This is a genomic window from Kitasatospora sp. NPDC001527, assembly GCF_040298605.1.
In the GTDB taxonomy this organism is placed as follows: Bacteria; Actinomycetota; Actinomycetes; order Streptomycetales; family Streptomycetaceae; genus Kitasatospora.
The window spans coordinates 46835-71138 of sequence record NZ_JBEPAM010000003.1 but is presented as its reverse complement, the minus strand read 5'-3'; the positions used below and the strand labels follow the sequence as shown (position 1 = coordinate 71138).

Sequence of the window (24304 nt, the reverse complement as noted above, 5' to 3'; positions counted from 1 at the left end):
ACGCTCCCGGAGATGTCATGACCTCGCCACAGATCTTCACCGACCACCACGACCTGCGCGCCCGCAACCGCCGGGCCGTCGAGCGGTACCTGGAGACCGGACCGCAGGCCCGGCTGCGCCGCTACACCCTCTACACCGAGGACGGCACCGCCGCCCTCTTCTACACCGACATCGGCCGGCCCATCGTGGTCACCGGCCGCGAGAAGCTGAAGCGCCACAACGAGCTCTCGCTCCAGGTCCTGCCCGACTGGCAGTGGTCCGGCGTCCGCCTCTACGAGACCCAGGACCCGGACCTGATCATGGTCGAGTGCGACGGCGAGGGCACCATCCGCTTCCCCGGCTATCCCGAGGGCCGCTACCGCAACCACTTCATCCACGGCTTCACACTGCGCGACGGCCTCATCGCCGCCAGCCGCGAGTACACCAACCCGATCGAGCACATGAAGTCGCTCGGCATCGAGACCCCGCACATCCGGCGGGACTGGATTCCCACCGACTGACCGGCCGGCCAAGGGAATCCGGGTGTCGCACGCACGCACCAAGGAGATTCGATGGAGTTCCACCCGTGTCCCCGGAACCACGCAGGGGCGGTCCCCGCCGCCGCCGGTTCCGTCCTCTGCGCCCCGTGCATCGGACAGCTGGAACGCACCCTGCGGGCGCTTCCGGAGCTGCACCGGGAGTGCCTGCACCACATCCAGTCGCAGCCCCGGCGGCGCAACCCGACCAAGGTGTCGGGCAGCCGCCGCCGGGACCGGCTGAACCCGGCGGCGATCGACGCCCGCAACGACATCGTGGCGATCCTGGAGTCCTGGTCGCGCTTCGCCGCCGAACGGCTCGGCACCGCCGCGGTGGTTCGCTCCGTGCCGCACCTGGCGAGGTTCCTCGGCCGCCACCTGGACTGGCTCGCCGCGCAGCCGCCGGCCGCCGAGTTCGCCGACGAGATCGAGGACCTGCGGGTCGGACTGCTCGACGCGATCGACCCCGAGGAGGCCGTCCGCCCCGCACCCGCCCGGGACTGCGTGGTGGACGGCTGCCCGGGCACGATCGACGCCTCACCGCAGCACCACACCGGAGGACGGACCAGTATCGGCTGCTCGTCCGGACACTCATGGGGGATACGCGAATGGCTCACGCTCCGGCATCTCATGGACCAGCGGCGCAGGGCGGCGGTCTGAGCCGCCCGCCCCGCCACCGGCTGGTGCCGACGAACGTCGCCGCGCTCGCCGCGGGCGTCTCGGAGGCGACCATCCGCAAGTGGGTCAGCCGGGGGAAGATCACCCGCTACGGCACGCCGGGCCGCTCGGAGTTCGACATCGAGGAACTCACCGCGATCGCCCTGCGCCGGCAGGCCTGAGGCGGCCGCCGGCCGCTGACCGACGACCCCGCGGATCCGCTGCCGGGCGGGCGGCAACACCGCCCGTCAACGGATCCGCGGGTGCTCCGTGCGGAGACTAGACCCCGACCTTCTCCGTCGCGTCGCCGCGTTCCAGGTGGACGTGGGCGCGCATCAGCTCGCCCGGGTTGGTCTGCGCCGCGAGCAGCGAGAGCTCGCCGCACAGCACGGTCGCCGCCGCGATGACGGCCAGCCGGCGGGCGTTCTCGCCGGGTTCGCGCTCGGCCCGGCAGCCGAGCCGCTCCAGGTTGCTCTCCACGAAGGCGAGCCCCTTGCCGTTGCCCACCGTGCCGACGATCAGGTTCGGCAGGGTGCAGGCGAAGTACAGGTCCCCGTCGCGGTCCTCGGCCATCACCACGCCCTGCGAGCCCTCGACGATGTTGGCCGCGTCCTGGCCGGTGGCCAGGTAGAAGCCGAGCAGCATGTTCGCGAAGTGGGCGTTGGCCGAGCGGATGCCGCCGGCCAGCAGGGTGCCCAGCAGGTTCTTGCGGACGTTCAGCCGGGCCACCCGCGCCGCCGTGGTGCGCAGCACCCCGGTGACCACCTCGCGCGGCACCAGCAGCTCGGTGACGACGTTCTTGCCGCGCCCCAGGATGCCGTTGACGGCGGTCGCCTTCTTGTCCGTGCAGTAGTTGCCCGAGATCGAGCCGTAGGAGATCCCCGGGACGGTCCGCAGCAGGTGCTGCAGCAGCGCGTCGGAGGCGAGCGTCGCCATGTTGTGCCCGGAGGCGTCGCCGGTGGTGAACTCGAACCGGACGAACAGCAGGTCGGCGTTGATCTCGTGCCGCACGCCGACGAGTTCGGCGAACCGGCTGCAGCCGCGCACCACCTCCTTCAGCTCCTCGAAGCGTGCCCCGATGCTGCGGGCGGCGGCCAGCGCGGTCTGCGCATCGGTCGCCTCGACCAGCACCGAGCGGGTCATCCGCTCGTCCACCAGGGTCGCGACGATGCCGCGCTCGGCGAGCATGGAGACCTTCGCGCCCCGGCCCACCGAGGGCCACAGCGGGGACTCGTAGGTGGCCAGCGGGACGTGCGTCTCGGTGGTGGCGACGTTGCCCGAGATGCGCACCGGTCCCACCCAGCGCATCGGGACGCCGGCGACGGCGTGCTGGTCGGTCATCGGGTGCCTCCGGTGAGGTCGTCGGCCGTGGCGGCGGAGCGCCGGGCGAACCGCGCGGTGTCGATGCCGCGGTCGGCGCAGAACTCGCGCAGGGAGCCCTGGATCAGCAGGTCGCGGCGGGTGAGGTCGGCCGGCGTGGCCGCGCCGAGCATGGTCATCAGCGCCGCCAACTGGTCGAGCCAGGTGGCGATCCGGGCGATCAGCGCGTCCACGCCCTCGTCCATCAGGGTGCGCAGGAAGGTGCCGGACGCCCCGACGGCCCGGGCGCCGAGCGCCAGCGCGCGGGCCACGTCGAGCGGGTGGCGCACGCCGCCGGAGGCCAGCACGGGCAGGTCCACGCCCTGCGCGTCCAGCAGGCAGGCGGCGGTGGACAGGCCCCAGCCCTCCAGGAAGGTGTAGTCGCGCAGGTCGCGCCGGCCGTTCTCGATCCGGGCGAAGTCGGTGCCGCCGCGGCCGCCGAGGTCGGCCACCCGCACGCCCAGCTCGCGCAGCGTCAGGACGCTCTCCCGGCTGAGTCCGAAGCCGACCTCCTTGACGATGACCGGGACGTCCACGCCGGCCGCGATCTCGCCGATCCGCGGCACCCAGGCGGAGAACGAGCGGTCGCCCTCCGGCATGACCGTCTCCTGGACGGTGTTGACGTGGATCTGCAGGGCGTCGGCCCGCAGCAGGTCGACGGCGCGCCGGGCGTTCTCCACCGAGGCGGTGGCGTTGATGTTGGCCAGCACGAAGCCGTCCGGGTTCTCCTCGCGCAGCACGCTGAAGGTGCCGGCGCAGGACTCGTCCTTGAAGTACGCGCTCATCGAGCCGGAGGCGATCGGCACGCCGGTCTGCCGGGCCGCGATCGCGAGGTCGCGGTTGATCCGGCCGGTCATCTCGCTGCCGCCGGTCATCGCGTTGACGTACAGCGGGACCGGCCAGGAGAGGCCGGCGAAGCCGGTGGCCAGGGACACCTGGGGCCGGTCGATCCCGGCCAGGGCGTGGTGGACGAACGTCACCTCGTCGAACTGGTTACGCCCGATGTGGCCGTGCTGCTGCTCGACCGCGAGCCGGACGTGGTCGTCCTTGCGCTGAGAGATCATTCCTCGTTCCCTTCCGGGGCGGGTCGCAGGCCCAGGGGTCGCACCCCGGCCGCGGCCCACCGCTCCCGTAGCTGGTCGATGGACGGCGGTGCCGAGGCGGGCCCGTGGCCCGCGGTGTCCAACAGGGCGATGCCGCAGTCGCCGCCGCCCGCGCCCGAGGGCTTGGCCGCGCCGCCCACGGCCTCGGCGGCGTCGCACAGGGCCGTCAGGGCGGGGGTGAAGACGCCGAGCCCGAGCGCGTCGTCGAGCCGGGCCAGCTCCCGCCGGGCGCGCCGGATCTGCTCCAGCAGGCCCGGCCGGTCGCCGTGTTCGATCGCCTCGGCGGCGGCCCGGACGCACTCCCCGGCGGCGGCCGAGTACCGCCGGTGGGCGGGGGTGCCGTGAGGGCCGCGCCGCCGCAGCCCGGCCACCAGGTCGGCGGTGGAGGCCGGGGTGCCGGTCCAGCCGACCTCCAGGGCCAGGCCGGGGACCGGCGGCAGCCGGCGCACCGCGAAGCCCGGCCAGGGCGCCGCCAGCGCCTCGGCCACGCCTCGGCGGCGGGCGAGTTCGAGCACGGCGGTCCGGTCGGGCGACCGGTAGGCGATCCAGCCGCCCCAGGTGGCCGCGGCGAGGTCGCCGCCGGAGCCCCCGGGGTCGAGCCCGGCCGAGGCCAACAGGGCCAGCCGGTACCGCTGTTCGGCCGGGAGCGACAGGCCGGCGTACGCGGCCACCGCCGCGACGGTGGCCACGGTCACCGCGCCGCTCGACCCGAGGCCGAGCTTGACGCCGTTCTCGTGCAGCCGGCTGCCGACCGAGACGTCCACCTCGGGGGCCGGGCGGCCGTGTTCGGCCAGCAGCCGGGCGACCGTCTCGACCGCGGCGACGACACGGGCCAGCTCGCGGCGGGCCCGCGCCGGGTCCGCCGCGCCGACCGGGTCGAGCCGGCCGCCGCGCCACCGCCAGCGCACCGGTGCGGCGGTGAGGTCGGAGGAGAGCACCACCTCGGGGCCGGCGGCGGGTTCGGTGACGGTGACGGTGAGCCGGCGGTCCACCGCGACCAGGATCGCCGGGCCGCCCGGCTCCACCACCGCGTACTCGCCCGCGACGAACAGCTTGCCCGGCGCGCTGCGCACCACCGGCGGGCGGCCGCCGGTCATGCGTCCGGCCAGGTGCCGGTGCCCGTGCGCGCGTCCGGGCCCAGCAGCCGGGCGCCCGGCCCCGGGCCGGCGACGTGCACCGCGCCGGTGCCGACCGCCCCGCGCACCAGCGCGGCCACCCGCCCGGCGTCCGCGCCCCGGCAGAGCACCTTGACGTTCGGCCCGGCGTCCATCGTCGCGTACGCCGTCACCCCGGCGCGGCGCAGCTCCAGTACGGCGTCCAGCACGGTCAGCGTGGCCGCCGACAGGTAGCGCACCGCGGGCCGGGCCGCCAGCATCGTGGCGTGCATCCCGAGCGCGTTGCGCTCGGCGATCTCGCCCACCGCGTCGAGGTCGGCCCGGCGCAGCGCCTCCCGCATCTCGGTCAGGTCGGCCTGGCTGGAGGCGGCCCAGGGCCGGTACAGCGGCGAGGTCTCGACGGTGCGGCGCATCGCCTCCCGGCTGGACACCGCCTTGGGCCCGGCGTCGACCACCGCCACCACCAGCGCCGGGTCCAGCGCGCGCACCGGTACCGGCAGCGGCTCGGCGTAGGAGCCGAGGTCGGGGTCCGGGCCGTGGCCGGGCCGCCCCGCGTACCAGAGCGCGAAGCCGCCGAAGACCGACCGCGCGGCCGAGCCGGAGCCGCGCCGGGCCAGCCGGGACAGCCCGGTGGCGTCCAGGCCCAGCCCGTACGCGGCGCCGGCGGCGGTGGCCAGCGCGGCGAACCCGCTGGCGGAGGAGGCCAGTCCGGCGCCGGTGGGCACGGTGTTCCTGGTCTCCACGACGGCCCGCAGCGGCAGCGCGGCGCGCTCGCGGACCAGGTCCAGGAAGGCGGTCACCCGGCGCCGCGGCTCGCCCGTCAGGGGCACCCCGTCGAGGGTGACCGTGTCCTGCCCGGCGTCGGGGGCGAGCCGGACCCGGGTGGTGGTCGGGAAGACGTCCAGGGTCAGCGAGAGGCTGTCGGTCCACGGCAGCACCAGCCGCTCGTCCCGCTTGCCCCAGTACTTGACCAGCGCGATGTTCGGGTGCGCGACGGCGGTGGCGTCCCCGGCGGCGGGCGGGTGGCCGGGCACGGTGACCGGCTGCTCAGCGTCCATGGCCGGCCTGCTTCCCCAGCGGCACGGACCAGGTCCGCACGGCGCCGGCCGCCAGCAGCCGGGCGGTGACCCCGGCCGCCCGCTCCGCGCGGGCCAGCGCGATCACGCAGCCGCCCATCCCGCCGCCGGTGATCTTGGCGCCGAGGGCGCCGCCGGCGAGCGCGGCCCCGACCATCGCGTCGATCCGGTCGGTGCTCAGGCCGCCCGCGCGCAGCAGTCCGTGGTACTCGGTGAGCTGCGCGCCGAGCTCCTCCGGCCGGCCCTCGGCGAGCGCCAGCCGGGCCGTGCCGGTCAGTTCGGTGGCCCGGGACACGAAGGCCTCCCGGCTGCCCGGGCGCTCCTCGAAGCCGCGGCGCAGCAGCTCGACGGCGTCCCTGGTGCGGCCCGCGACGCCGCTGTCCGCGACGATGAACAGGCCCTCGCAGCCGATCGCCGGCTCCTCGGCCCGGCCGGCCCGGAACAGCAGCGGGGCCGTCGCGCCGACGGCCGCCGCGTCGACGCCGCTGGCCCGTCCGTGTGCCACCTTCTCGGCCGTCTGCACCAGGTCGAAGGCCAGCTGCGGCGTCACCTCGCGCCCGAAGAGGTCGGCCAGCGCGTGGACCACGGCCCGCGCGCAGGCCGCGCTGGAGCCGAGCCCGCGGCCGAGCGGGATCGCGCAGTCGATGATCACGTCGAGGCGCGGGGTGTCGGGCAGGCCCATGACGGCCCGGAACCCGGCGGTCAGCCGGCGCAGTCCGTCGGAGGCCCGGGCGGCCTTCGGCCGTTCCCCGTCGCCGGTGACGGTGAGGGAGAAGCCGTCGGGGCCGGCGGGCGACCGCGCGGAGAACCCGGCGGTGGCCGTGACGGTCAGCTGCGGGAGCGGGAGGGCGAGCGCCGGGGCCCCGTAGACCACCGCGTGCTCGCCCAGCACGATGGCCTTGGCCCGGGCCCGGCCGGTGCCGACCGGCCGGCTGCCGCGCCGCTCCGGCAGCCCCCCGGCTGCGGCGGGTGGGGACAACGAACTCAGCTCCCCGTGTCGTTTCTGCATGGAGATCGCTCATCCAGGGTTCGCGGAAGGAAGGGGTCCGGTGGCGGGCCCTTCGCCGTCCCGGCGCGGGCCCGCCACCGCCGGCGCGTCCTACTTCTCGGCGACCAGCATCTTCTCGACCGGCCGGCGCCACTGGTAGTACGACTGGATCTTGTGGTACTCGCCCTTGGGCGTGACCGTGACGCCGTAGACGAAGTTGCGGCCCTCGGTGCTGTACGGGGCGTCCTTCACCAGCCGCACGATCTGCGGGGCGACGGTGACCGGCAGCGTCAGCGGCTCGGGCGTCATCACCGAGTAGGTGATCCGGGAGACCTCCGGGGCGTCCCAGCTCAGGGTGGCGTACATGACGAACGCCTTCTCGTTGAAGGCCAGCAGCTCGTCGCTGGGCGCGGGCAGGCCGAGGTCGCCGAGCATCGCGCGCACGCCCTCGGGAGCGAAGGTCTCCCGCGGCACCCGGCCGGAGGCGCCGCCGCCGAAGTAGAGGTTGACCGTCCGGCTGCCGTAGTCGATGCCGACCGTGCTGACGATGCCGGACAGTCCGTAGCGGTCGAAGACGTCGAGGTGGGCGGCGATGCTCGGCGGCGCGGAGGGCAGCGCCATCACCTCGCGGACCGTCAGCAGCCGCTCGACGGTGGGGAAGGACCAGGCCTTGGTGAACCCGGCGCGGACCCCGAAGTCCACGCCGCAGCTGTCGATCGGCAGCTCGCCGTGCACCTCGGCCAGCAGCCGGCCGACGGGGTGGTCGGTCGGCTCGGTCAGGCCGTTCGCCAGCGCGACGGCGTACGGGTCGAGGCCCCGGGGGAGCATGGTGAAGCGGCAGTCGAGGTCATCGGCGCCGCGCGGGCTGTTCTGCACCCGGAAGGAGATCACCGCCTCCTCCAGCACGTCCTGGTAGGCGGTCAGGACCGGCTGGACCGTCCCGCGTTCGAAGGGCACGTCCACCACGCGGGCGGTGCCCTCGATGGCCGCGTAGAACTTCTCCAGGAAGGCGTTCTCCGACATTCTTCCTCCAGCTGTCCGGTCGTGGCGTGCGTGTGCGGATGGCGTGGCGCGTCGCGGGTCGTGCGCGGGAGCGGATGTGCGGGGCGCGGCGCGTGCGCGGTCGTTCCCCCGTGCACGCCGCGGCTCGGGCGGGTGACGGGCTACCGAAGGGGGAACCGGTACGCGTGTCGGCCGCGGACCTGGTCCGACCTGCGCGGACCGGCGGCTTCGACACTCAACCCCCGCTCCCGGAACGGGTTTTGGGCAGGGTGGGCGTGCAGGAATAGTGACACGTGTCCGGCGGCGGGCCAAGCCCCCCGGAAAAGTGGCCCGGGTCACACCCGCCCGCGGCGCCCCGCGAACCGGCCCGCCGGCCCGTCCGCGGCCTTGTCCGCCGGTCCGTATTCGGCCGCACCGGACGGCCCGGTCTGGCATGATGTCCACGGTGTCGGGGTGCTAGCTCAATGGGTAGAGCAGCGGACTTTTAATCCGTAGGTTCAGGGTTCGAGCCCCTGGCGCCCCACCGACACGAAGGCCCGGGCCGGACCACCTCCGCCCCGGGCCTTCGCCGTTCCCGGAACGCCCGTTCGGCGCGGAACGATTCAGCTGGATCATCGGTTTGTATGATCCGAAGCGGATCTGTTGGGGGACGACGGGTCCACTGCGAGGGCCGTGGGGGAGGGTGTTCCGGGGGCGTTCGTCGGTTATTGCGACCGTCGTACGTGCAACCCCGGGCAGGCCTCGGCCGTCTCTCTGTGTGCAACGCGTCCGGACGTAGGGGGGCGCGGGGTCCGGCGGTGAAAGGTACACGCATGTCAGGTCAGCGGCGGAGCGAGGGTCCGTCCCGCGGTGACGACGCGCCCGGTGCGCCCGCGGCCGACGGCGCGAACACCGCCGCGGTGCCCCCACCGCGGCCGGGCGGCCGGGCCGAGGCCCGCCGGGCCGCCCAGGGCAGGGCGGGCGGTACCCAGGGCCCGCCGCCCCCGGCGGCGCCCGTCGGCCGGGCCGCGGCCAGGGCGGCGGCGCGCAAGCCCAAGTGGGGCGCCAAGAAGATCGTCGCCTGGTCCGCCGCCGGTGTGCTGGTCCTGCTGGCGGGTACCGGCGGGCTTATCTACTACAAGCTGAACGGCAACATCAAGTCCTTCGACCCGGACGCGATAGCCACCGACCGCCCGCCGGAGGCGCAGGCCGACGCGGACGGCAACAAGCCGGTCAACGTGCTGCTGATCGGCTCCGACAGCCGGGGCAAGAACAACTCCGACCTCGGCGGTGGCGAGGACGGCGGCGCCCGCTCGGACACCACGATCCTGCTGCACGTCTACGCCGACCACAAGCACGCCGTCGGCATCTCCATCCCGCGCAACGCGAAGGTGGCCATCCCGCCGTGCAAGCTGCCCAGCGGCAAGTGGACCAAGGGGGAGGCCAGTCAGCTCTTCAACGCGGCCTTCTCCACCGGCGGGAGCGATGACGGCAACCCCGCCTGCACCCAGAACACCGTGGAGAAGCTCACCGGCATCCGGGTCGACCACACCATCGTGATCGACTTCCAGGGCTTCGCGGCGATGACCAAGGCGGTCGACGGCGTCGACATCTGCCTGCCGGAGGACATCCACGAGAAGGACCTCAACGACAAGCTGCCCGCGAAGGGCGCGGTGGTGCTGAAGAAGGGCCCGCAGAAGGTGCAGGGCCAGCAGGCGCTGGACTACGTCCGGCTGCGGCACGGCATCGGCGACGGCTCCGACATCGGACGGATGAAGCGCCAGCAGGCCTTCATCAGCTCGCTGGCCTCCAAGATCAAGAAGCAGGGCCTCAGCCCGACCAACCTGCTGCCGCTGGCCGATGCCGCGACCAAGTCGCTGACCGTCGACCCCGGCCTCGACAGCGCCGACAAGCTGATGTCCTTCGGCCTGTCGCTGCGCAACATCGACCTGCACGACCTCAAGTTCATCACCCTGCCCTGGCGTTTCCGCACCCAGGACAAGGACCTCGACATCGTCCAGGCAGACGCCCAGAAGCTCTTCGACACCCTCAAGGCCGATCGCACCATCGACGGCCAGAACGCCACCGGTGAGCAGCCCCCGGAGACCGCCGCGCCGACCGGTCCGGCCGCGCCGGCCACCACCGCCGCGACGACGCCCGCCTCCCCGTTCGCGACCGACACCGCCAACAAGAGCATCAGGGTGTCCGTCTACACCGGCACCACGGCTGTCGGCATGGCCGGCAAGGCGGCCGAGCAGCTCAAGGCGGCCAAGTTCACCGCCACCGCGGTGGGCCGGGCGGACAACACCAAGTACACGACCACGATGGTCCAGTACGGCTCGGGGCAGAAGGCGAACGCCGAGAAGGTCGCCGCGGTGTTCCCCGGCGCGATCGTCGAGCCCGGCACCTCGCCGGGCGTCACGGTGATCGTCGGCAAGGACTTCGCGGCGGCCAACGGCGCGGCGGGCGCCGCCGGCAGCGCCTCGGCGGCCCCGTCCACCCCGGCCACGCCCGCCCCGCTGCCCACCACGGTCACCGCCGACGCCCGTTCGGCCGACGACAACATCTGCGACAACACCACCTACGGTTCCGGGGGCTGAGGGCCGGGCTTCCCGGGGCGCGCCGCTCCCGGGCCCGTGCCATGGTGGGCCTGTCGGACAGCCCGGGGGGCAGGCCCGAAAGGCGGAACCATGGCCGAGATCGCCCTGGAGCTCGACATCGCCGCCCCGCGCGCCGTCGTGCTGGCCGCGCTGACCACCCACGACGGGCTGACCTCCTGGTGGACCACCGGGGTGGAACGGGAGGACGACGTGCTGCTGTTCGACGTCCCCGGCGCCCCCGAGCCGTACCGGCTGCGGCCCGGCTCCGCCGGCCCGGACCGGGTGGTGTGGACGAACGCCGGGGCCTTCCCCCCGCACTGGGCCGGCACCTGGATCAGCTGGGACCTCGCCGACCCGCCCGAGGACCACGCCGGGCCCGGCCACCGCACCCGGCTGCTGCTGCGGCACGGCGGCTGGCAGCCCGGCAGCGAGGAGGGGGTGCCGCTGGTGGCCGGCACCTGGGCGCAGCTGCTCGTCCGGCTCAAGGACTACGCGCAGAGCGGCAAGGCGCAGCCGCTCTTCACCCGGGGAGGCCACCACCACGCGCCGTGACCGCCCGCGCGTCGGCCGGTGACCGCCCGGCGGACGGCGACCCGCCGGGACGCCGTCCGGTGGCGGGATCGCGGGGGCGCGGCGATCGTGGGCGGTGGAGGTGTACGGCCGTCGGCCGCGCGCCGGACGGTCCGCGCACCCGGCCGCCCACCCGGCGGAGGACCATCGCTTGGAGGCCCAGGAAATGCCCGTAGTCACCGCACCGTACAAGCCCGGCACGCCCTGCTGGGTGGACCTGATGGCGAGCGACCAGCAGGCCGCGCTCGACTTCTACCGCGACCTGTTCGGCTGGCAGGGCGAGGTCGGCCCGCCCGAGTTCGGCGGCTACGCCGTGTGCTCGCTGAACGGCAAGCCGGTCGCCGGGATCATGGCACGCTCCGCCCCGGGTGGGCAGCCGCTGCCCCCGGTCACCTGGACCACCTACCTCGCCACGGACGACGCCGACGCCTCCGCGCGGGCCGTCACCGATGCCGGCGGCACGATCGTCTACCCGGTGATGGAGGTCGGGCAGACCGGCCGGATGCTGGTCGCCGCGGACCCGACCGGCGCGGTGTTCGGCGTCTGGCAGAAGCTGGACTTCAACGGCGCGGGCATCGTCAACGAGCCCGGCGCGCTGGTCTGGAACGAGCTCAACACCACCGACACCGCCGCGGCCGGCCGGTTCTACCAGCAGGCCTTCGGCCTGCGCCCGGGGACCATCCAGGGCATGGACGGGTTCTACTCGCTCAACGTCGGCGACCACACGGTGGGCGGCATGCAGCCGGTCGCCGAGTACCTGGCGCCCGGCACGCCCTCGCACTGGATGGCCTACTTCTCCGTCGACGACACCGACTCCACCGTGGACGCCCTGGTCAAGGCGGGCGGCTCGGTGATCCAGCCGCCGTTCGACATGCAGGCCGGGCGGATGGCGGTGGTGCGCGACCCGCAGGGCGCGGTCTTCGCGGTCACCTCCACCCCGGACTCCCCGTAGGGTCCGTCCTCCCGCGACGAGCCGCCCGTTCCCGCGACGCGCCGCCGGGAATGGGCGGCACGGCGCGCGCGGAGGGGAGAGACTGCACCCATGCTGGGGCTACCGGACGACATCCGCGCTTTCCTCTTCGACCTCGACGGGGTGCTCACCCAGACCGCCACGGTGCACGCCGCGGCCTGGAAGGACACCTTCGACGCCTTCCTGCGGGCCGAAGCCGCCCGCACCGGCGGGCCGTTCACCCCGTTCGACGCCGTCGCCGACTACGACGCCCACGTGGACGGGCGGCCGAGACTCGACGGCACCCGCGCCTTCCTGCACAGCCGGGGCATCGACCTGCCCGAGGGCACCGACGCGGACCCGCCGGGCGCCCGCACCGTGCACGGCGTCAGCCGCGCCAAGAACGACACCGTGCTGCGGATGATCCGCGAGCAGGGCGTCGCCCCGTACGACGGCTCGGTCGCCTACGTGCGCCGGCTGCGGGCGCTCGGCCTGCCCACCGCCGTCGTCTCGTCCAGCGCCAACTGCCGGGACGTGCTGCGCGCGGCGGGCATCGAGGGCTTCTTCGACGTGATCGTGGACGGCGTGGTGGCCAAGCGCGAGGGGCTGCCGGGCAAGCCGGCGCCGGACACCTACCTGGCCGCCGCCCGGGCGCTGGGCGTCGAGCCCGCGCACGCGGCCGTGTTCGAGGACGCGCTGGCCGGGGTCGCCTCCGGCCGGGCGGGCGGCTTCGGCGCGGTGGTCGGCGTGGACCGCACCGGCCAGGGGGCCGAACTGCGCCGCGACGGGGCCACCGTGGTCGTCCGCGACCTCGCCGAGCTGATCCCCGACCACCCCGATCACCCCGACCGGCCCGAGGAGGCGTCGGCATGACCGGCCAGGAACAGCCCTTCGTCGTCGACCCGTGGCAGGTCGCCGAGAACGGCCTGGACCTCACCTCGATGGCCCGCGCCGAGTCCGTCTTCGCGCTCTCCAACGGCCACATCGGCCTGCGCGCCAACCTCGACGAGGGCGAGCCGCACGGCCTGCCCGGCACCTACCTCAACGGCGTCTTCGAACTGCGCCCGCTGCCCTACGGCGAGGGCGGCTACGGCTACCCGGAGTCCAGCCAGAGCGTCATCAACGTGACCAACGGCAAGATCATCCGGCTGCTGGTGGACGACGAGCCCTTCGACCTGCGCTACGGCGAACTGATCGGCCACCGCCGCTGGCTGGACTTCCGCGAGGGCCTGCTGCGGCGCTCCGCCGAGTGGACCTCCCCGGCCGGGCGGACCATCAAGGTCGACTCCACCCGGCTGGTCTCGCTCACCCAACGGGCCGTCGCCGCCGTCGAGTACACCGTCGAGGCGGTGGACGGCCCGGTGCGGATCGTGCTGCAGAGCGAGCTGGTCGCCAACGAGCAGCTGCCCGGCGGCCCCGAGGGCGACCCGCGGGCCGCCGCCGTGCTGGAGGCCCCGCTGCTCGCCGAGGCGCACCACGCGGGCGGGACGAAGGGCGTGCTGGTCCACCGCACCCGCTACAGCGGCATCCGGGTCGCGGCCGGGATGGACCACGTGATCGAGGGCCCGGAGCGGCTGGACACCGTCGCCGAGTCGGAGGCCGACCACTGCCGGATCACCGTCACCACGGTGCTGCACCCCGGCGAGCGGCTGCGGCTGGTGAAGTTCATCGCCTACGGCTGGTCGGCGACCCGCTCGCTGCCGGCCGTCCGGGACCAGGTGGAGGCCGCGCTGACCGCCGCCCGGTACACCGGCTGGGACGGCCTGATCGCCGAACAGCTGGACTTCCTCAAGGAGTTCTGGGAGACCAGCGACATCGAGATCGAGGGCGACGTCGAACTCCAGCAGGCCGTCCGGTTCGCCGTCTTCCACGTGCTCCAGGCGGGCGCCCGCAGCGAGGAACGCGCCATCCCCGCCAAGGGGTTGACCGGACCCGGCTACGACGGGCACAGCTTCTGGGACACCGAGACCTTCGTGCTGCCGGTGCTCACCTACTGCCTGCCGGCCGCCGTCAACCAGGCGCTGCGCTGGCGGCACACCACCCTCCCGCTGGCCCGCGACCGGGCGGTCCAACTCGGCCTGGCCGGCGCGGTGTTCCCCTGGCGCACGATCCGCGGCGAGGAGTGCTCCGGCTACTGGCCGGCCGGCACCGCCGCCTTCCACATCGGCGCGGACATCGCGGCCGCCGCCGCCCGCTACGTCCGGGCCACCGGGGACGCCGAGTTCGAGCGCGAGTACGGCCTGGAGCTGCTGGTCGAGACCGCCCGGATGTGGCGCTCGCTGGGGCACCACGACGCCACCGGCCGGTTCCGCATCGAGGGCGTCACCGGTCCGGACGAGTACAGCGCCGTCGCGGACAACAACGTCTACACCAACCTCATGGCGCAGTCGAACCTGCGCGCCGCCGCCGAGTCCGCCGCCCGGCACCCGCGGGAGGCCGCGCTGCTTGGCGTCGACACCGAGGAGACCGCCGCCTGGCGGGACGCCGCCGCCGCGATGTTCATCCCGTACGACGAGAACCTCGGCGTCCATCCGCAGGCCGACGGCTTCACCGACCACCAGGTCTGGGACTTCGAGAACACCCCGCCGGAGAACTACCCGCTGCTGCTGCACTATCCGTACTTCGACCTGTACCGCAAGCAGGTGGTCAAGCAGGCCGACCTGGTGCTCGCCATGCAGGTCCGCGGCGACGCCTTCACCGACGATCAGAAGGTCCGCAACTTCGCCTACTACGAGCGGCTGACCGTCCGCGACTCCTCGCTCTCCGCGTGCACCCAGGCGGTGATCGCCGCCGAGGTGGGGCAGCTCGACCTCGCGTACGACTACACCGCCGAGGCCGCCCTGATGGACCTGCACGACCTCGGCGGCAACACCCGCGACGGTCTGCACATGGCCTCGCTCGCCGGGGCCTGCATCGCCCTGGTGGCCGGCTTCGGCGGGCTGCGCGACCACGGCGAGGTGCTCTGGTTCCGGCCCCGGCTGCCCAGCGGGCTGATGCGGCTCAGCTTCTCGCTGCTGGTGCGCGGGCAGCTGCTGGGGGTGCGGATCGACCACGACGAGACCACGTACACGCTGCGCCGCGGCGAGGTGATCCACCTGCGGCACGACGGCGAGACGGTCCAGGTGAAGGCGGGCCGCCCGGTCTCGCTGCCCACCACCACCCCGCCCGCCCAGGAGCGCTGCGGCCAGCCCCCCGGCCGCGAACCGGCCCGCCGCCAGGCCCAGTCCGGGCTCTCCGCCGGCCGGATCACCTCCGGCCCGGACCACCTCGCCGCCGAGTAGCCGCCCGCCCCGGCCACCGCGCCCCCTCCCCGGCCGCCCCCCTCACCCGTCCGGCCCACCCCGGGTGCGGGGGGCCCGGCGGCGGCGCACGGTGCTGGTGTCGTGCGTCCCCGGCGTGAGGAGATCCCCCGTGGTGAGTGTGGCCGAGCAGATGGTCGCGGTGCTCCGCCAGGCCGGGGTGGAGCGGGTCTACGGCGTGGTCGGCGACAGCCTCAACCCCGTCGTGGACGCGATCCGCCGGACGGAGGGCATCGGCTGGGTGCACGTGCGCAACGAGGAGGCCGGCGCCTTCGCGGCCGCCGCCGAGGCCGAGCTGACCGGCCGCCTCGCGGTCTGCGCCGGCTCCTGCGGTCCCGGCAACACCCACCTGATCCAGGGCCTCTACGACGCCCAGCGCAGCGGCGTCCCGGTCCTCGCCCTCGCCTCGCACATCCCCTCCGGCCAGATCGGCACCGGCTTCTTCCAGGAGACCCACCCCGAACGGGTGTTCACCGACTGCAGCGGCTGGTGCGAGATGCTCTCCACGCCCGGCCAGCTGCCCCGGCTGCTGCGGGTCGCGATCCAGCACGCGCTCGGCGCCCGCGGCGTCTCCGTGCTGGCCTTCCCCGGAGACGTCGCCGCGCTCTCCGCGGCCGGCCCGACCGGCACCAGCCACTTCCTCACCGAGCAGGCCGTCGCCGCCCCGCCCTGGTCCCAGGTGCAGGAACTCGGGCGCGCGCTCAACGCCGCTCGCCGGGTCGCGCTGTTCTGCGGTGCGGGCGTGCGGGCGGCGCACGCCGAGGTGATGGAGGTCGCGGCGGCCCTGCACGCGCCGGTCGGGCACTCCCTGCGCGGCAAGGAGTGGATCCAGTACGACAACCCGTACGACGTCGGCATGAGCGGGCTGCTCGGCTACGGCGCCTGCCACGAGGCGCTGCACTCCGCCGACCTCGTCCTGCTGCTCGGCACCGACTTCCCCTACGACTCCTTCCTGCCCCAGGCCCGCACCGTCCAGGTGGACCACGACGCCACCCGGCTCGGCCGCCGCACCGCCCTCGACCTCGCGGTGCACGGCGACGTCTCCGCCACCCTGCGGGCCGTGCTGCCGCTGCTGGAGCAGAAGACCGACCGCTCCTTCCTCGACGACATGCTGCGCCGCCACTGCCGCGCCCTGGAGGGCGTGATCGGCGCCTACACCCGGGACATCGAGAAGCACCTGCCGATCCACCCCGAGTACGTGGCCTCGGTGCTGGACGAGGTGGCCGCCGACGACGCGGTGTTCACCGTCGACACCGGCATGAACAACGTCTGGGCCGCCCGGTACCTGCAGCCCAACGGGCGCCGCCGGGTGATCGGCTCCTTCCTGCACGGCTCGATGGCCAACGCGCTGCCGCACGCGATCGGCGCCCAACTCGCTTTCCCCGGGCGGCAGGTGGTGGCGATGGCGGGCGACGGCGGGCTGTCGATGCTGCTCGGCGAGCTGCTGACGGTGGCCAAGCACCGGCTGCCGGTGAAGACGGTGGTCTTCAACAACGGCGCGCTCGGCATGATCAAGCTGGAGATGCTGGTCTCCGGCTACCCGGAGTCGGAGATCGACAACGGTGACGTCGACTACGCCGGGATCGCCCGGGCGATGGGCATCCCGGCCAAGCGGGTCACCGAGCCGGCCCGGGTGCGGGAGGTGCTGGCCGAGGCGCTGGAGCGGCCGGGCCCTGCCCTGGTGGACGTGGTCACCGACCCGAACGCGCTGTCCATCCCGCCGCACATCACCGCCGCCCAGCTGAAGGGTTTCGCGCTGGCCGCCGGCCGGACGGTGCTCTCCGGCGGCGTGGGCCGGATGATCGACCTGGCACGGTCCAACCTCAGGAACATTCCCCGCCCGTAGCGGCCCGACACCCGCCCTTGCCTGTGGGGCAAAAAAATTGCCCACCCGGCACGTGAGGTGTCCACTGGACACATGACCACCAGCCCAGCCGGTCCGTCCGAGGCTCCCGCCGTCCCCGCCGCCGCCGTTCCCGTCGGCGACCAGGAGACGCAGGAGGTGGCCGGCCTCGCCGCCAGGCTGCGCGAGCACCGGCTCAGCAGCCGCCTCACCCTGGAGGTCGCCGCCGCCCGGGTCGGTCTCTCCCCAGCCTACTTGTCCCGACTGGAGACCGGACGCCGGCAGCCCTCACTGCCCGTCCTGCTCGGCCTCGCCCGCGCCTACGGCACCTCCGTGTCCGGCCTGCTCGGCGAGACCTTCACCGAGCCGGACCCGGTGGTGCGCGGCGGCGCGATCGAACCGGGCCGGGCCGGCGGCTGGGGCTACCGGCGGGCCGGCGCCCCCGGCCGGGCGATGCAGGCGCTGCGGGTGCACGTCCCCCCGGGCGTGCAGGACGCCGTCGTCCGCGTCCACCCCGGCGAGGAGTGGCTCTACGTCCTCCAGGGGCGGCTGAAGCTGACCCTCGGCGACCGCGTCCACATTCTGGAGGAGGGCGACTCCGCCCACTTCGACTCGCTCACCCCGCACTGCATCGCCGCCGACTCCTCGTCCGGGGTCGAACTGCTCTTCATGCACACCCTGCTGCAGAGCCCCGGCGGCGAACTCTGCCTCGGCGGCGGCCCCGCCGCCCCGCACCACTGACCCGATGTCAGGAAACCCGGAGGAGACCCCGATGGCCGAGACCGCCGCCACCCCCGCCCCGAGCGCCGTGCCCACCCCGGACACCAACGCGGAGGGTGCCCCGAAGACCATAGACGCCGGCAAGTGGGCCAACCGCCGCGTCTACCACCGCCTGGTGATCTACACCGCCGGGGGCCACCTCTTCGCCGGCTTCATCATCCTCCTGTTCGAACTGGGCAGCCGCAAGTAGCGGACCTCAGAGGCCCGTTCAGCACGTGAGCCGCGTTTCCAGGCCCCCGCCCCGACCCCCGGGCCGCCCCCGGCCGCCGGGGCCCCGCCCCGGACGGCCCCGGCTCGCCCCTCAGGCCGTGCGCAGCACCTCGCACAGGGCGTCCAGGGCGGCCGGGAAGGCGTGGTCGGGCGGCGTGGCGTAGCCGACCACCAGGGCCGGCGCGGCGTCGGGGGCCGCGTTCCGCCCGGCGAGGTACCAGCCGAGGCCGGTGAGGACCAGGCCCGCGGCGCGGGCGCGGTCCATCAGCTCCGCCTCCGGCAGGGAGCCGGGCGGCAGCTCCAGGACGGCGTGCAGTCCGGCGGCGATCCCGGTGACCCGCACCCGCGGGGCCCGTTCGGCGAGCGCCGCGACCAGCAGGTCCCGGCGGCGGCGGTAGTGCAGCCGACAGCGCCGCACGTGCCGGTCGTACCGGCCCGAGGTGATGAGCTCGGCGAAGGTGAGCTGGTCGGTCACCGGGCTCATGGTGTCCGCCGCCTCCTTGAGCGCGGCGACCGGTTCGACCAGTTCGTCGGGCAGCGCCAGCCAGGCCAGCCGCAGTCCGGGCGCCAGGCTCTTGGCGGCCGTCCCGCCGTACACCACCCGGTCCGGGTCGAGCGCCTGCATCGCGCCGAGCGGCTGCCGGTCGTAGCGGAACTCGCCGTCGTAGTCGTCCTCGATCACGTACCCGTCGTGCCCGCGGGCCCAGCGGACGGCGGCCGCCCGGCGGTCGGCGGCCAGCGCGGCGCCCGTCGGGAACTGGTGCGCCGGGGTGAGCAGCACCGCCCCCAGCCGCCCGCCGGCGCCCTCCCCGGCGCCCTCCCCGGCGCCCGACAGCTCCGCCAGCAGGTCCGTGCGCGCCCCGGAGCAGTCCAGCGGCAGCGGCGCGAGGCCGAGCCCGGCCGCCCGCAGGGTGTCCCGCTGCGGCGGCAGCCCGTACCCCTCGACGGCGATCCGCCCCGCGCCGCGCCCGCGCAGCGCGGCGGCCAGCAGGCCGAGGCCCTGGCCGAAGCCGGAGCAGATCAGCAGCCGGTCCGGGTCGGTGCGCACGCCCCGCACCCGGGCCAGGTAGCCGGCGAGCGCCCGCCGCAGCTCGATCCGCCCCAGCGGCGAGCCGTAGTCGAAGGCCTCGTGCGGGGCCACGGCCAGCGCCCGGCGGGCACTGGCCAGCCAGGCGGAGCGCGGGAACAGCGAGAGGTCCGGGCGCCCGGCGAGCAGGTCGTGCCGCCCGGTGGGGCGCCGCCCGGCCCGCACCTCGACCGGCCGGGCGGCGGGCCGGGGCGCGGCGCGTTCGGCGACCGTCGTCCCGGAGCCCCGCCGCGAGCTGAGCCAGCCCTCGGCGGTCAGTTGCCCGTACGCCTCCACCACGGTGTTCCGGGCGATCCCGAGGTCCTCGCCGAGCGCCCGGGAGGACGGCAGCCGGGTGTCGGGCGCGAGCCGCCCGTCCTGGACGGCCTCGCGCAGCGCGTCCTCCAGTGCCGCGCGCAGCCCGGCCCCGGCGGCGCGCCGTTCGCCGAGGTCGAGGTGCAGGTCGCCGCCGAACGCGGTCCAGGGGGCGGTGCCGCGGGCGGTGCGCGGAGGGCTGCGGTGGGGGCTCGGAGCGGGGCCGGGGGGCGTTCGGGGGCGGCTCATGGCGGGATTATCGCCGCAACCCCCGCGGCTCCCGGATGTCCGGTACATTGCGCCGGACGCGCGATCGCGATGGGGGTGGCGAACATGGCGTACCGGTACGGGAGTTCGGCGGTCCCGCAGCGAAGGCGGCGGCCCGGTGGCGGTGGCTGTCTGAGCGCCTTCTTCATGCTGCTCTTCTTCGTGGCCCTGGGCTACCCGCTCGCCCTGCCGGTCCTGATGCCCGCTCTCCTGGAGGCGCAGACCCCGCCGCAGCACGTCACGTCCGGGCAGGTGGCGATCCTGGTCGGCATCGCGTACGCGGTGGCGCTGCTGCTGGACCGGCAGGCCGGCCGGGCCCGCCGGGTCGCCCTGTGGGTGGTGCCCGCCCGCGCGGCCGGGCTGACCGCGGCCTCGTCGGCGGCCGCCCACCTGGTCGGCGCCCACCTCGTGCCGAAGGTCTTCGGCGGCCAGGATCCGGCCGCCGCGAACGGTGCCGCCCTGCAGTGCGTCGTGGTCGGCGCGCTCGCCTGGGCGTGGCGGACGCGCGTCCGGTCCTGGGCCGGCGACCCGTCGCCGCGGGTGCGGACGGCCTCGCGCCCGGTCCGCGGCGGCACCGCCCCGCGCACCGCCACCGTCGCCCGTCCGGCGGCGGGGGAGGTGTGGGTGGCGATGGTGCCCTTCCGGGACCGCGCGGAGGCGGCGCGGCACTACTGCGTGGTGGTGGGCGCCCGGGCCGGGTACGCGGAGGTCCTGCAGATCACCAGCAAGGACAAGGAGCACCGGGCCGACTACATCCGGATGGAGAACGAGGGCTGGGACCGCACCGGCAAACCGTCCTGGGTCGAGATCGGCATGACGCCGCGCCGGGTGCCGTACGAGAGCTTCCTCTCCGACCACCCGCAGGGCCCCTGCCCGCCGCGGACCTGGCAGGAGATCCAGCGCCGGCAGACCGCCCTCGGCCCCGCCCGGCCGCCCCGCCCGCCCCGGCCGCGCCCCTCCGGCGGCCCGGCCCCGTCCTCCTCACCGCGCGGCCCCCGCCGTCCCTGACGGCCGGGCGGCGGCCCTCCGGCGGCCCGTCCGGTGATCCGCCGGGCGCGGGCCGCCAGCGCCGGCGTCACGCGGACCGGTTAACGTCCGTCAGGGAAGCGACGGATGCCGACGCGAGGATGTGACAGGTGGACGGGGAAGACTTTCTGGCCGAGCGCTTCGAACAGCACCGGCCCCATCTGCGGGCGGTCGCCTACCGGATGCTCGGCTCGCTCAGCGAGGCCGAGGACGCCGTCCAGGAGACGTGGTTCAAGCTGAGCCGCTCGGACGTCAGCGAGGTCGCCAACCTGGGCGGCTGGCTGACCACCGTGACCGGCCGGGTCTGCCTGGACCTGCTGCGCTCGCGCGTCGCCCGGCGCGAGGACCCTCTGCAGGACCAGGACGGCCGGGAGGTCCGGCTGCCCGACCCGATCATCGGCGCGGCCCGGGCCGTCGACCCGGAGCAGGAGATCCTGACCGCCGACTCGGTCGGCATCGCGCTGATGATCGTGCTGGAGACGCTGGCCCCGGCGGAGCGCCTGGCGTTCGTGCTGCACGACCTGTTCTCGGTGCCGTTCGACGAGATCGCCCCGATCCTCGGCCGCACCTCCGCCTCCACCCGCCAGCTCGCCAGCCGGGCCCGGCGCCGCGTCCAGGGGGCCGCCCCCGCGCCGGACGCCGACCTGGCGCTGCGCCGCGAGGTGGTGGAGGCCTTCCTGGCCGCCGCCCGGCGCGGGGACTTCGACGCGCTGCTCGCCGTCCTCGACCCGGACGTGGTGGCCCGCTCCGACGGCGGCGCCCTGCGCCCGGCCACCTTCCGGCGCGGCGCGGCCCAGGTGGCGGCCGGGGCGAGCCTGTTCGGCGCGCAGTTCGCCGGGGAGTCCCGCCTGGTGCTGGTCAACGGCGAACCGGCGGTGGCCGCCTTCGCCGACGGCCGCCCGGTCTCGCTCGCGGTGTTCACCGTGCGCGGCGGCCGGGTCGTCGAGCTGGACATCTTCACCGACCCGGAGCGCCTGGAGCGCCTCGGGCTCTCGGCGGACTGACGCCCCGCCAGGCCCGGCGCGGCGCCGCCCGGGGGAGACCCTCACCCCCGGGCGGCGCCCCGCGACAGCACCGCCGCCCGCACCCCGTCCCGCCCCGGTCCGCCGACCATGCCGGGTTTCCCCGCCCCGGCGGAACCCGGAAGGATGTCGAAAAAAATCTTTCCGGCGGATGTCGAGACCCGGCTGGGCGGCTCCGACCGAAGGTGAGAGCGCGCCGCACGGGGCACGCGGGACGGGAGGACACCCGAGATGAAGTACCTCGTCACGATCTACGGCAACCAGGCCAAGTGGGACGCGTTCCCGGCCGAGGAGTGGCCCGCGGCGATCGCCAAGCAGGAGGCGTTCAACACCAAGTACCGCGAGACCGGCGAACTCATCGGCGCCTACGGCCTCGCCGACGCGGCCGCCGCCCAGCTGGTCCGCCGCTCCGAGGGCCTGCCGGTCGTCACCGACGGTCCGTACCTGGAGACGAAGGAGTACATCGCCAGCTTCTACCTGCTGGACTGCGAGAGCCTGGAGCGCGCCCAGCGGATCGCCGCCGACATGCCGTTCGCGGACGTCGAGCCGGTGGAGCTGTGGCCGGTCCTGCACGAGTCCCCGGCGAACGCGGCGGACGTGTGAGCGTCGACCGGCTGCCGGATCCGGGCGGGTTCGAGGGCCTGCTGCGCGACCTCGCGCCGCAGGCCCTCGGGGCGCTGGTGCGCCGGTACGGGCGCGGGCAGTTCGACGCCTGCGAGGACGCCGTGCAGGAGGCGCTGCTGGCGGCCGCCACCCAGTGGCCGGCCGAGGGGGTGCCGGAGAACCCGCGGGGCTGGCTGGTGACGGTCGCCGGGCGGCGGCTGACCGACGCCGTGCGCAGCGAGGCGGCCCGCCGGCGCCGCGAGGACGCGCTCGCGCTGGCCACGCCGCAGTCCGCGCTGCTCAGCCCCGGGCCGGACGCCGCGGACGCCTCCGGCCGGGACGACTCCCTGCACCTGCTGTTCCTCTGCTGCCACCCGGACCTGTCCGCACCCAGCCGGATCGCCCTCACCCTGCGGTCCGTCGGCGGCCTCGGCACGGCGCAGATCGCGGCGGCGTTCCTGGTACCGGAAGCGACGATGGCGCAGCGGATCAGCCGCGCCAAGCAGACCGTGCGGGCGTCCGGACTGCCCGACGGTCCGTTCTCCGGGCGCCTGGCCGAGGTCCGCCAGGTCCTCTACCTGATCTTCAACGAGGGCTACACGGCGAGCACCGGCGACGACCTCACCGTGCCCGAACTGTCCACCGAGGCGATCCGGCTGACCCGGCTGCTCCTGAGCCTCGTGCCGGACGACGCCGAGACGGCCGGGCTGCTCGCCCTCATGCTGCTCACCGACGCCCGCCGTCCGGCGCGCACCGGGCCGGGCGGGGAGCTGGTGACGCTGGCGGAGCAGGACCGCTCGCTGTGGGACGCGTCGCTGATCGAGGAGGGCGTGGCCCTGATCACCCGGACCCTGCCGCACGGCCGGCCCGGGCCGTACCAGCTCCAGGCGGCGATCGCGGCCGTCCACGACGAGGCGCCGGACGCGGAGTCGACGGACTGGCCGCAGATCCTGGGCCTCTACGGCCTGCTGGCCCGGTACGGCGAGAACCCGTTCATCACCCTCAACCGCGCGGTGGCGCTGGCGATGGTCAGGGGCCCGGAGGCCGGTCTCGCCGCCCTGGCACCGCTGGAGGCGGACAAGCGGTTCGCCCGCCACCACCGCCTCTTCGCCACCCGGGCCCACCTGCTGGAGCTCCTCGGCGACCCGGCGGCCGCCGAGGTCTACCGCGAGGCCGCCCGCCGGGCCACCAGCGCCCCGGAACGCCGGCACCTGACCGAGCGGGCCCGCCGCCTGGAGGCCGGCGTGCCCGACGACAACACCGGAGGAAGCACATGACCCAGCTCCTGAAGGTCCAGAACTTCAACGTGTCGAGCGACGGCATCGCCGCCGGCGAGGACCAGAGCCTGGAGCGGCCGTTCGGTCTCGACCACGCGGAGCGGCTGTTCTCCTGGGCCGGGGCGACGGCCAGCTGGCCGATGCGCACCGACCCCGGGGGCAGCCGGGGTCTGGACGACCACCTCACCCGGGACTACGCCCGCAACATCGGCGCCGAGATCATGGGCCGCAACAAGTTCGGTCCGCAGCGCGGCCCCTGGCAGGACCACGCGTGGCAGGGCTGGTGGGGGGACCGGCCCCCGTTCCGCACCCCGGTGTTCGTGATGACCCACCACGGGCGTCCGTCGATCACCCTCTCCGACACCACGTTCCACTTCGTCTCCGGCGACCCGGCCACCGTCCTGCGGCAGGCCCGCGAGGCCGCCCGGGGCAAGGACGTCCGTCTGGGCGGCGGGGTCACCACCATCCGCGAGTTCCTCGACGCCGACCTCGTCGACACGATGCACGTGGCGGTCTCCCCGCTGAAGCTCGGTTCCGGGCTGAAGCTGTGGGAATCCCCGGACGAGCTGCGCGACCGCTTCCACCTGGACGTCGTCCCCAGCCCGAGCGGCGTGACACACCACCTGTTCTGGCGGAAGTGACCTTCCGGCGGACGCGACCGACCACCCGACCGGCCCCGGGGG

At 74.8% G+C, this 24304-nt stretch carries 23 protein-coding genes and 1 tRNA gene; 17 read left to right on the top strand and 7 right to left on the bottom strand.

Annotated features, from left to right (window positions below; all coding sequences use genetic code 11):
- Positions 1–17: 17 nt before the first annotated feature.
- The 3 genes from ABT238_RS03880 to ABT238_RS03870 are packed head-to-tail and all read left to right on the top strand — an operon-like array spanning position 18 to position 1354.
- Complete coding sequence (locus tag ABT238_RS03880) at positions 18–500, top strand: PhzA/PhzB family protein (RefSeq protein WP_350560197.1); 483 nt, start codon at positions 18–20, stop codon at positions 498–500.
- Between the two features lie 51 nt (positions 501–551).
- Positions 552–1175, top strand: a complete 624-nt coding sequence (locus ABT238_RS03875; RefSeq protein ID WP_350560195.1) for a hypothetical protein — start codon at positions 552–554, stop codon at positions 1173–1175.
- A 23-nt stretch (positions 1176–1198) separates the two neighbouring features.
- Complete coding sequence (locus ABT238_RS03870) at positions 1199–1354, top strand: hypothetical protein (protein ID WP_350560193.1); 156 nt, start codon at positions 1199–1201, stop codon at positions 1352–1354.
- Positions 1355–1451: 97 nt separating this feature from the next.
- Here ABT238_RS03870 and ABT238_RS03865 read toward each other — a convergent pair whose 3' ends face one another.
- The 6 genes from ABT238_RS03865 to ABT238_RS03840 form a co-directional block, all read right to left on the bottom strand.
- The gene (locus ABT238_RS03865; RefSeq protein WP_350560191.1) at positions 1452–2513 is read right to left on the bottom strand and encodes a hydroxymethylglutaryl-coenzyme A reductase family protein; all 1062 of its coding nucleotides are present in this window, start codon (positions 2511–2513) and stop codon (positions 1452–1454) included.
- The gene (gene fni, locus ABT238_RS03860) at positions 2510–3595 is read right to left on the bottom strand and encodes a type 2 isopentenyl-diphosphate Delta-isomerase (protein ID WP_350560189.1); all 1086 of its coding nucleotides are present in this window, start codon (positions 3593–3595) and stop codon (positions 2510–2512) included. Before fni ends, ABT238_RS03865 begins: the two co-directional genes overlap by 4 nt.
- Positions 3592–4731 carry a phosphomevalonate kinase gene (locus ABT238_RS03855; RefSeq protein ID WP_350560187.1) on the bottom strand — a complete coding sequence of 380 codons (1140 nt, stop codon included), beginning with the start codon at positions 4729–4731 and terminating at the stop codon, positions 3592–3594. The genes fni and ABT238_RS03855 overlap by 4 nt, the downstream gene beginning before the upstream one ends.
- A complete protein-coding gene (gene mvaD, locus ABT238_RS03850) occupies positions 4728–5807 on the bottom strand; it encodes a diphosphomevalonate decarboxylase (RefSeq protein WP_350560185.1) in 1080 nt (359 codons plus the stop codon). Before mvaD ends, ABT238_RS03855 begins: the two co-directional genes overlap by 4 nt.
- Positions 5797–6804, bottom strand: a complete 1008-nt coding sequence (mvk, locus tag ABT238_RS03845; protein ID WP_350755447.1) for a mevalonate kinase — start codon at positions 6802–6804, stop codon at positions 5797–5799. The genes mvaD and mvk overlap by 11 nt, the downstream gene beginning before the upstream one ends.
- Positions 6805–6924: 120 nt before the next feature.
- The gene (locus tag ABT238_RS03840) at positions 6925–7836 is read right to left on the bottom strand and encodes an aromatic prenyltransferase (RefSeq protein ID WP_350560181.1); all 912 of its coding nucleotides are present in this window, start codon (positions 7834–7836) and stop codon (positions 6925–6927) included.
- Positions 7837–8265: 429 nt separating this feature from the next.
- On the opposite strand from ABT238_RS03840, the gene ABT238_RS03835 reads away from it, so the two are divergent.
- The 9 genes from ABT238_RS03835 (at position 8266) to ABT238_RS03795 (ending at position 18025) form a co-directional block, all read left to right on the top strand.
- Positions 8266–8338, top strand: a tRNA-Lys gene (locus tag ABT238_RS03835).
- A 289-nt stretch (positions 8339–8627) separates the two neighbouring features.
- Positions 8628–10394, top strand: a complete 1767-nt coding sequence (locus ABT238_RS03830; protein ID WP_350755446.1) for an LCP family protein — start codon at positions 8628–8630, stop codon at positions 10392–10394.
- A 90-nt stretch (positions 10395–10484) separates the two neighbouring features.
- Positions 10485–10946, top strand: a complete 462-nt coding sequence (locus ABT238_RS03825; protein ID WP_350560177.1) for an SRPBCC family protein — start codon at positions 10485–10487, stop codon at positions 10944–10946.
- A 184-nt stretch (positions 10947–11130) separates the two neighbouring features.
- The gene (locus ABT238_RS03820; RefSeq protein WP_350560175.1) at positions 11131–11916 is read left to right on the top strand and encodes a VOC family protein; all 786 of its coding nucleotides are present in this window, start codon (positions 11131–11133) and stop codon (positions 11914–11916) included.
- Positions 11917–12006: 90 nt separating this feature from the next.
- Positions 12007–12786 carry an HAD family hydrolase gene (locus tag ABT238_RS03815; RefSeq protein WP_350560173.1) on the top strand — a complete coding sequence of 260 codons (780 nt, stop codon included), beginning with the start codon at positions 12007–12009 and terminating at the stop codon, positions 12784–12786.
- Complete coding sequence (locus ABT238_RS03810; RefSeq protein ID WP_350755445.1) at positions 12783–15194, top strand: glycoside hydrolase family 65 protein; 2412 nt, start codon at positions 12783–12785, stop codon at positions 15192–15194. Before ABT238_RS03815 ends, ABT238_RS03810 begins: the two co-directional genes overlap by 4 nt.
- Positions 15195–15345: 151 nt before the next feature.
- Positions 15346–17058 carry a pyruvate dehydrogenase gene (locus ABT238_RS03805; RefSeq protein ID WP_502884130.1) on the top strand — a complete coding sequence of 571 codons (1713 nt, stop codon included), beginning with the start codon at positions 15346–15348 and terminating at the stop codon, positions 17056–17058.
- Positions 17059–17130: 72 nt separating this feature from the next.
- Positions 17131–17796 carry a helix-turn-helix domain-containing protein gene (locus ABT238_RS03800; protein ID WP_350560167.1) on the top strand — a complete coding sequence of 222 codons (666 nt, stop codon included), beginning with the start codon at positions 17131–17133 and terminating at the stop codon, positions 17794–17796.
- A 31-nt stretch (positions 17797–17827) separates the two neighbouring features.
- The gene (locus ABT238_RS03795) at positions 17828–18025 is read left to right on the top strand and encodes a DUF6126 family protein (RefSeq protein ID WP_350560165.1); all 198 of its coding nucleotides are present in this window, start codon (positions 17828–17830) and stop codon (positions 18023–18025) included.
- A gap of 111 nt (positions 18026–18136) precedes the next feature.
- On the opposite strand, the gene pdxR is transcribed toward ABT238_RS03795, so the two are convergent.
- Positions 18137–19675 (bottom strand): MocR-like pyridoxine biosynthesis transcription factor PdxR, encoded by a 1539-nt coding sequence (gene pdxR, locus ABT238_RS03790; protein ID WP_350755444.1) that lies wholly within the window; start codon positions 19673–19675, stop codon positions 18137–18139.
- Between the two features lie 84 nt (positions 19676–19759).
- On the opposite strand from pdxR, the gene ABT238_RS03785 reads away from it, so the two are divergent.
- The 5 genes from ABT238_RS03785 to ABT238_RS03765 all read left to right on the top strand — a co-directional run bounded on the left by ABT238_RS03785 (position 19760) and on the right by ABT238_RS03765 (position 24262).
- Positions 19760–20701 carry a hypothetical protein gene (locus ABT238_RS03785; protein ID WP_350755443.1) on the top strand — a complete coding sequence of 314 codons (942 nt, stop codon included), beginning with the start codon at positions 19760–19762 and terminating at the stop codon, positions 20699–20701.
- Positions 20702–20829: 128 nt separating this feature from the next.
- On the top strand, positions 20830–21723 hold the full coding sequence (locus ABT238_RS03780) for a sigma-70 family RNA polymerase sigma factor (RefSeq protein ID WP_350755442.1): 894 nt from the start codon (positions 20830–20832) through the stop codon (positions 21721–21723).
- Positions 21724–21972: 249 nt separating this feature from the next.
- Entirely contained in the window at positions 21973–22344 is a 372-nt protein-coding gene (locus ABT238_RS03775; protein WP_350560157.1) for a YciI family protein, read from the top strand.
- On the top strand, positions 22341–23621 hold the full coding sequence (locus ABT238_RS03770; RefSeq protein WP_350755441.1) for an RNA polymerase sigma factor: 1281 nt from the start codon (positions 22341–22343) through the stop codon (positions 23619–23621). The genes ABT238_RS03775 and ABT238_RS03770 overlap by 4 nt, the downstream gene beginning before the upstream one ends.
- The gene (locus ABT238_RS03765; protein ID WP_350560153.1) at positions 23618–24262 is read left to right on the top strand and encodes a dihydrofolate reductase family protein; all 645 of its coding nucleotides are present in this window, start codon (positions 23618–23620) and stop codon (positions 24260–24262) included. Before ABT238_RS03770 ends, ABT238_RS03765 begins: the two co-directional genes overlap by 4 nt.
- Positions 24263–24304: the final 42 nt, after the last annotated feature.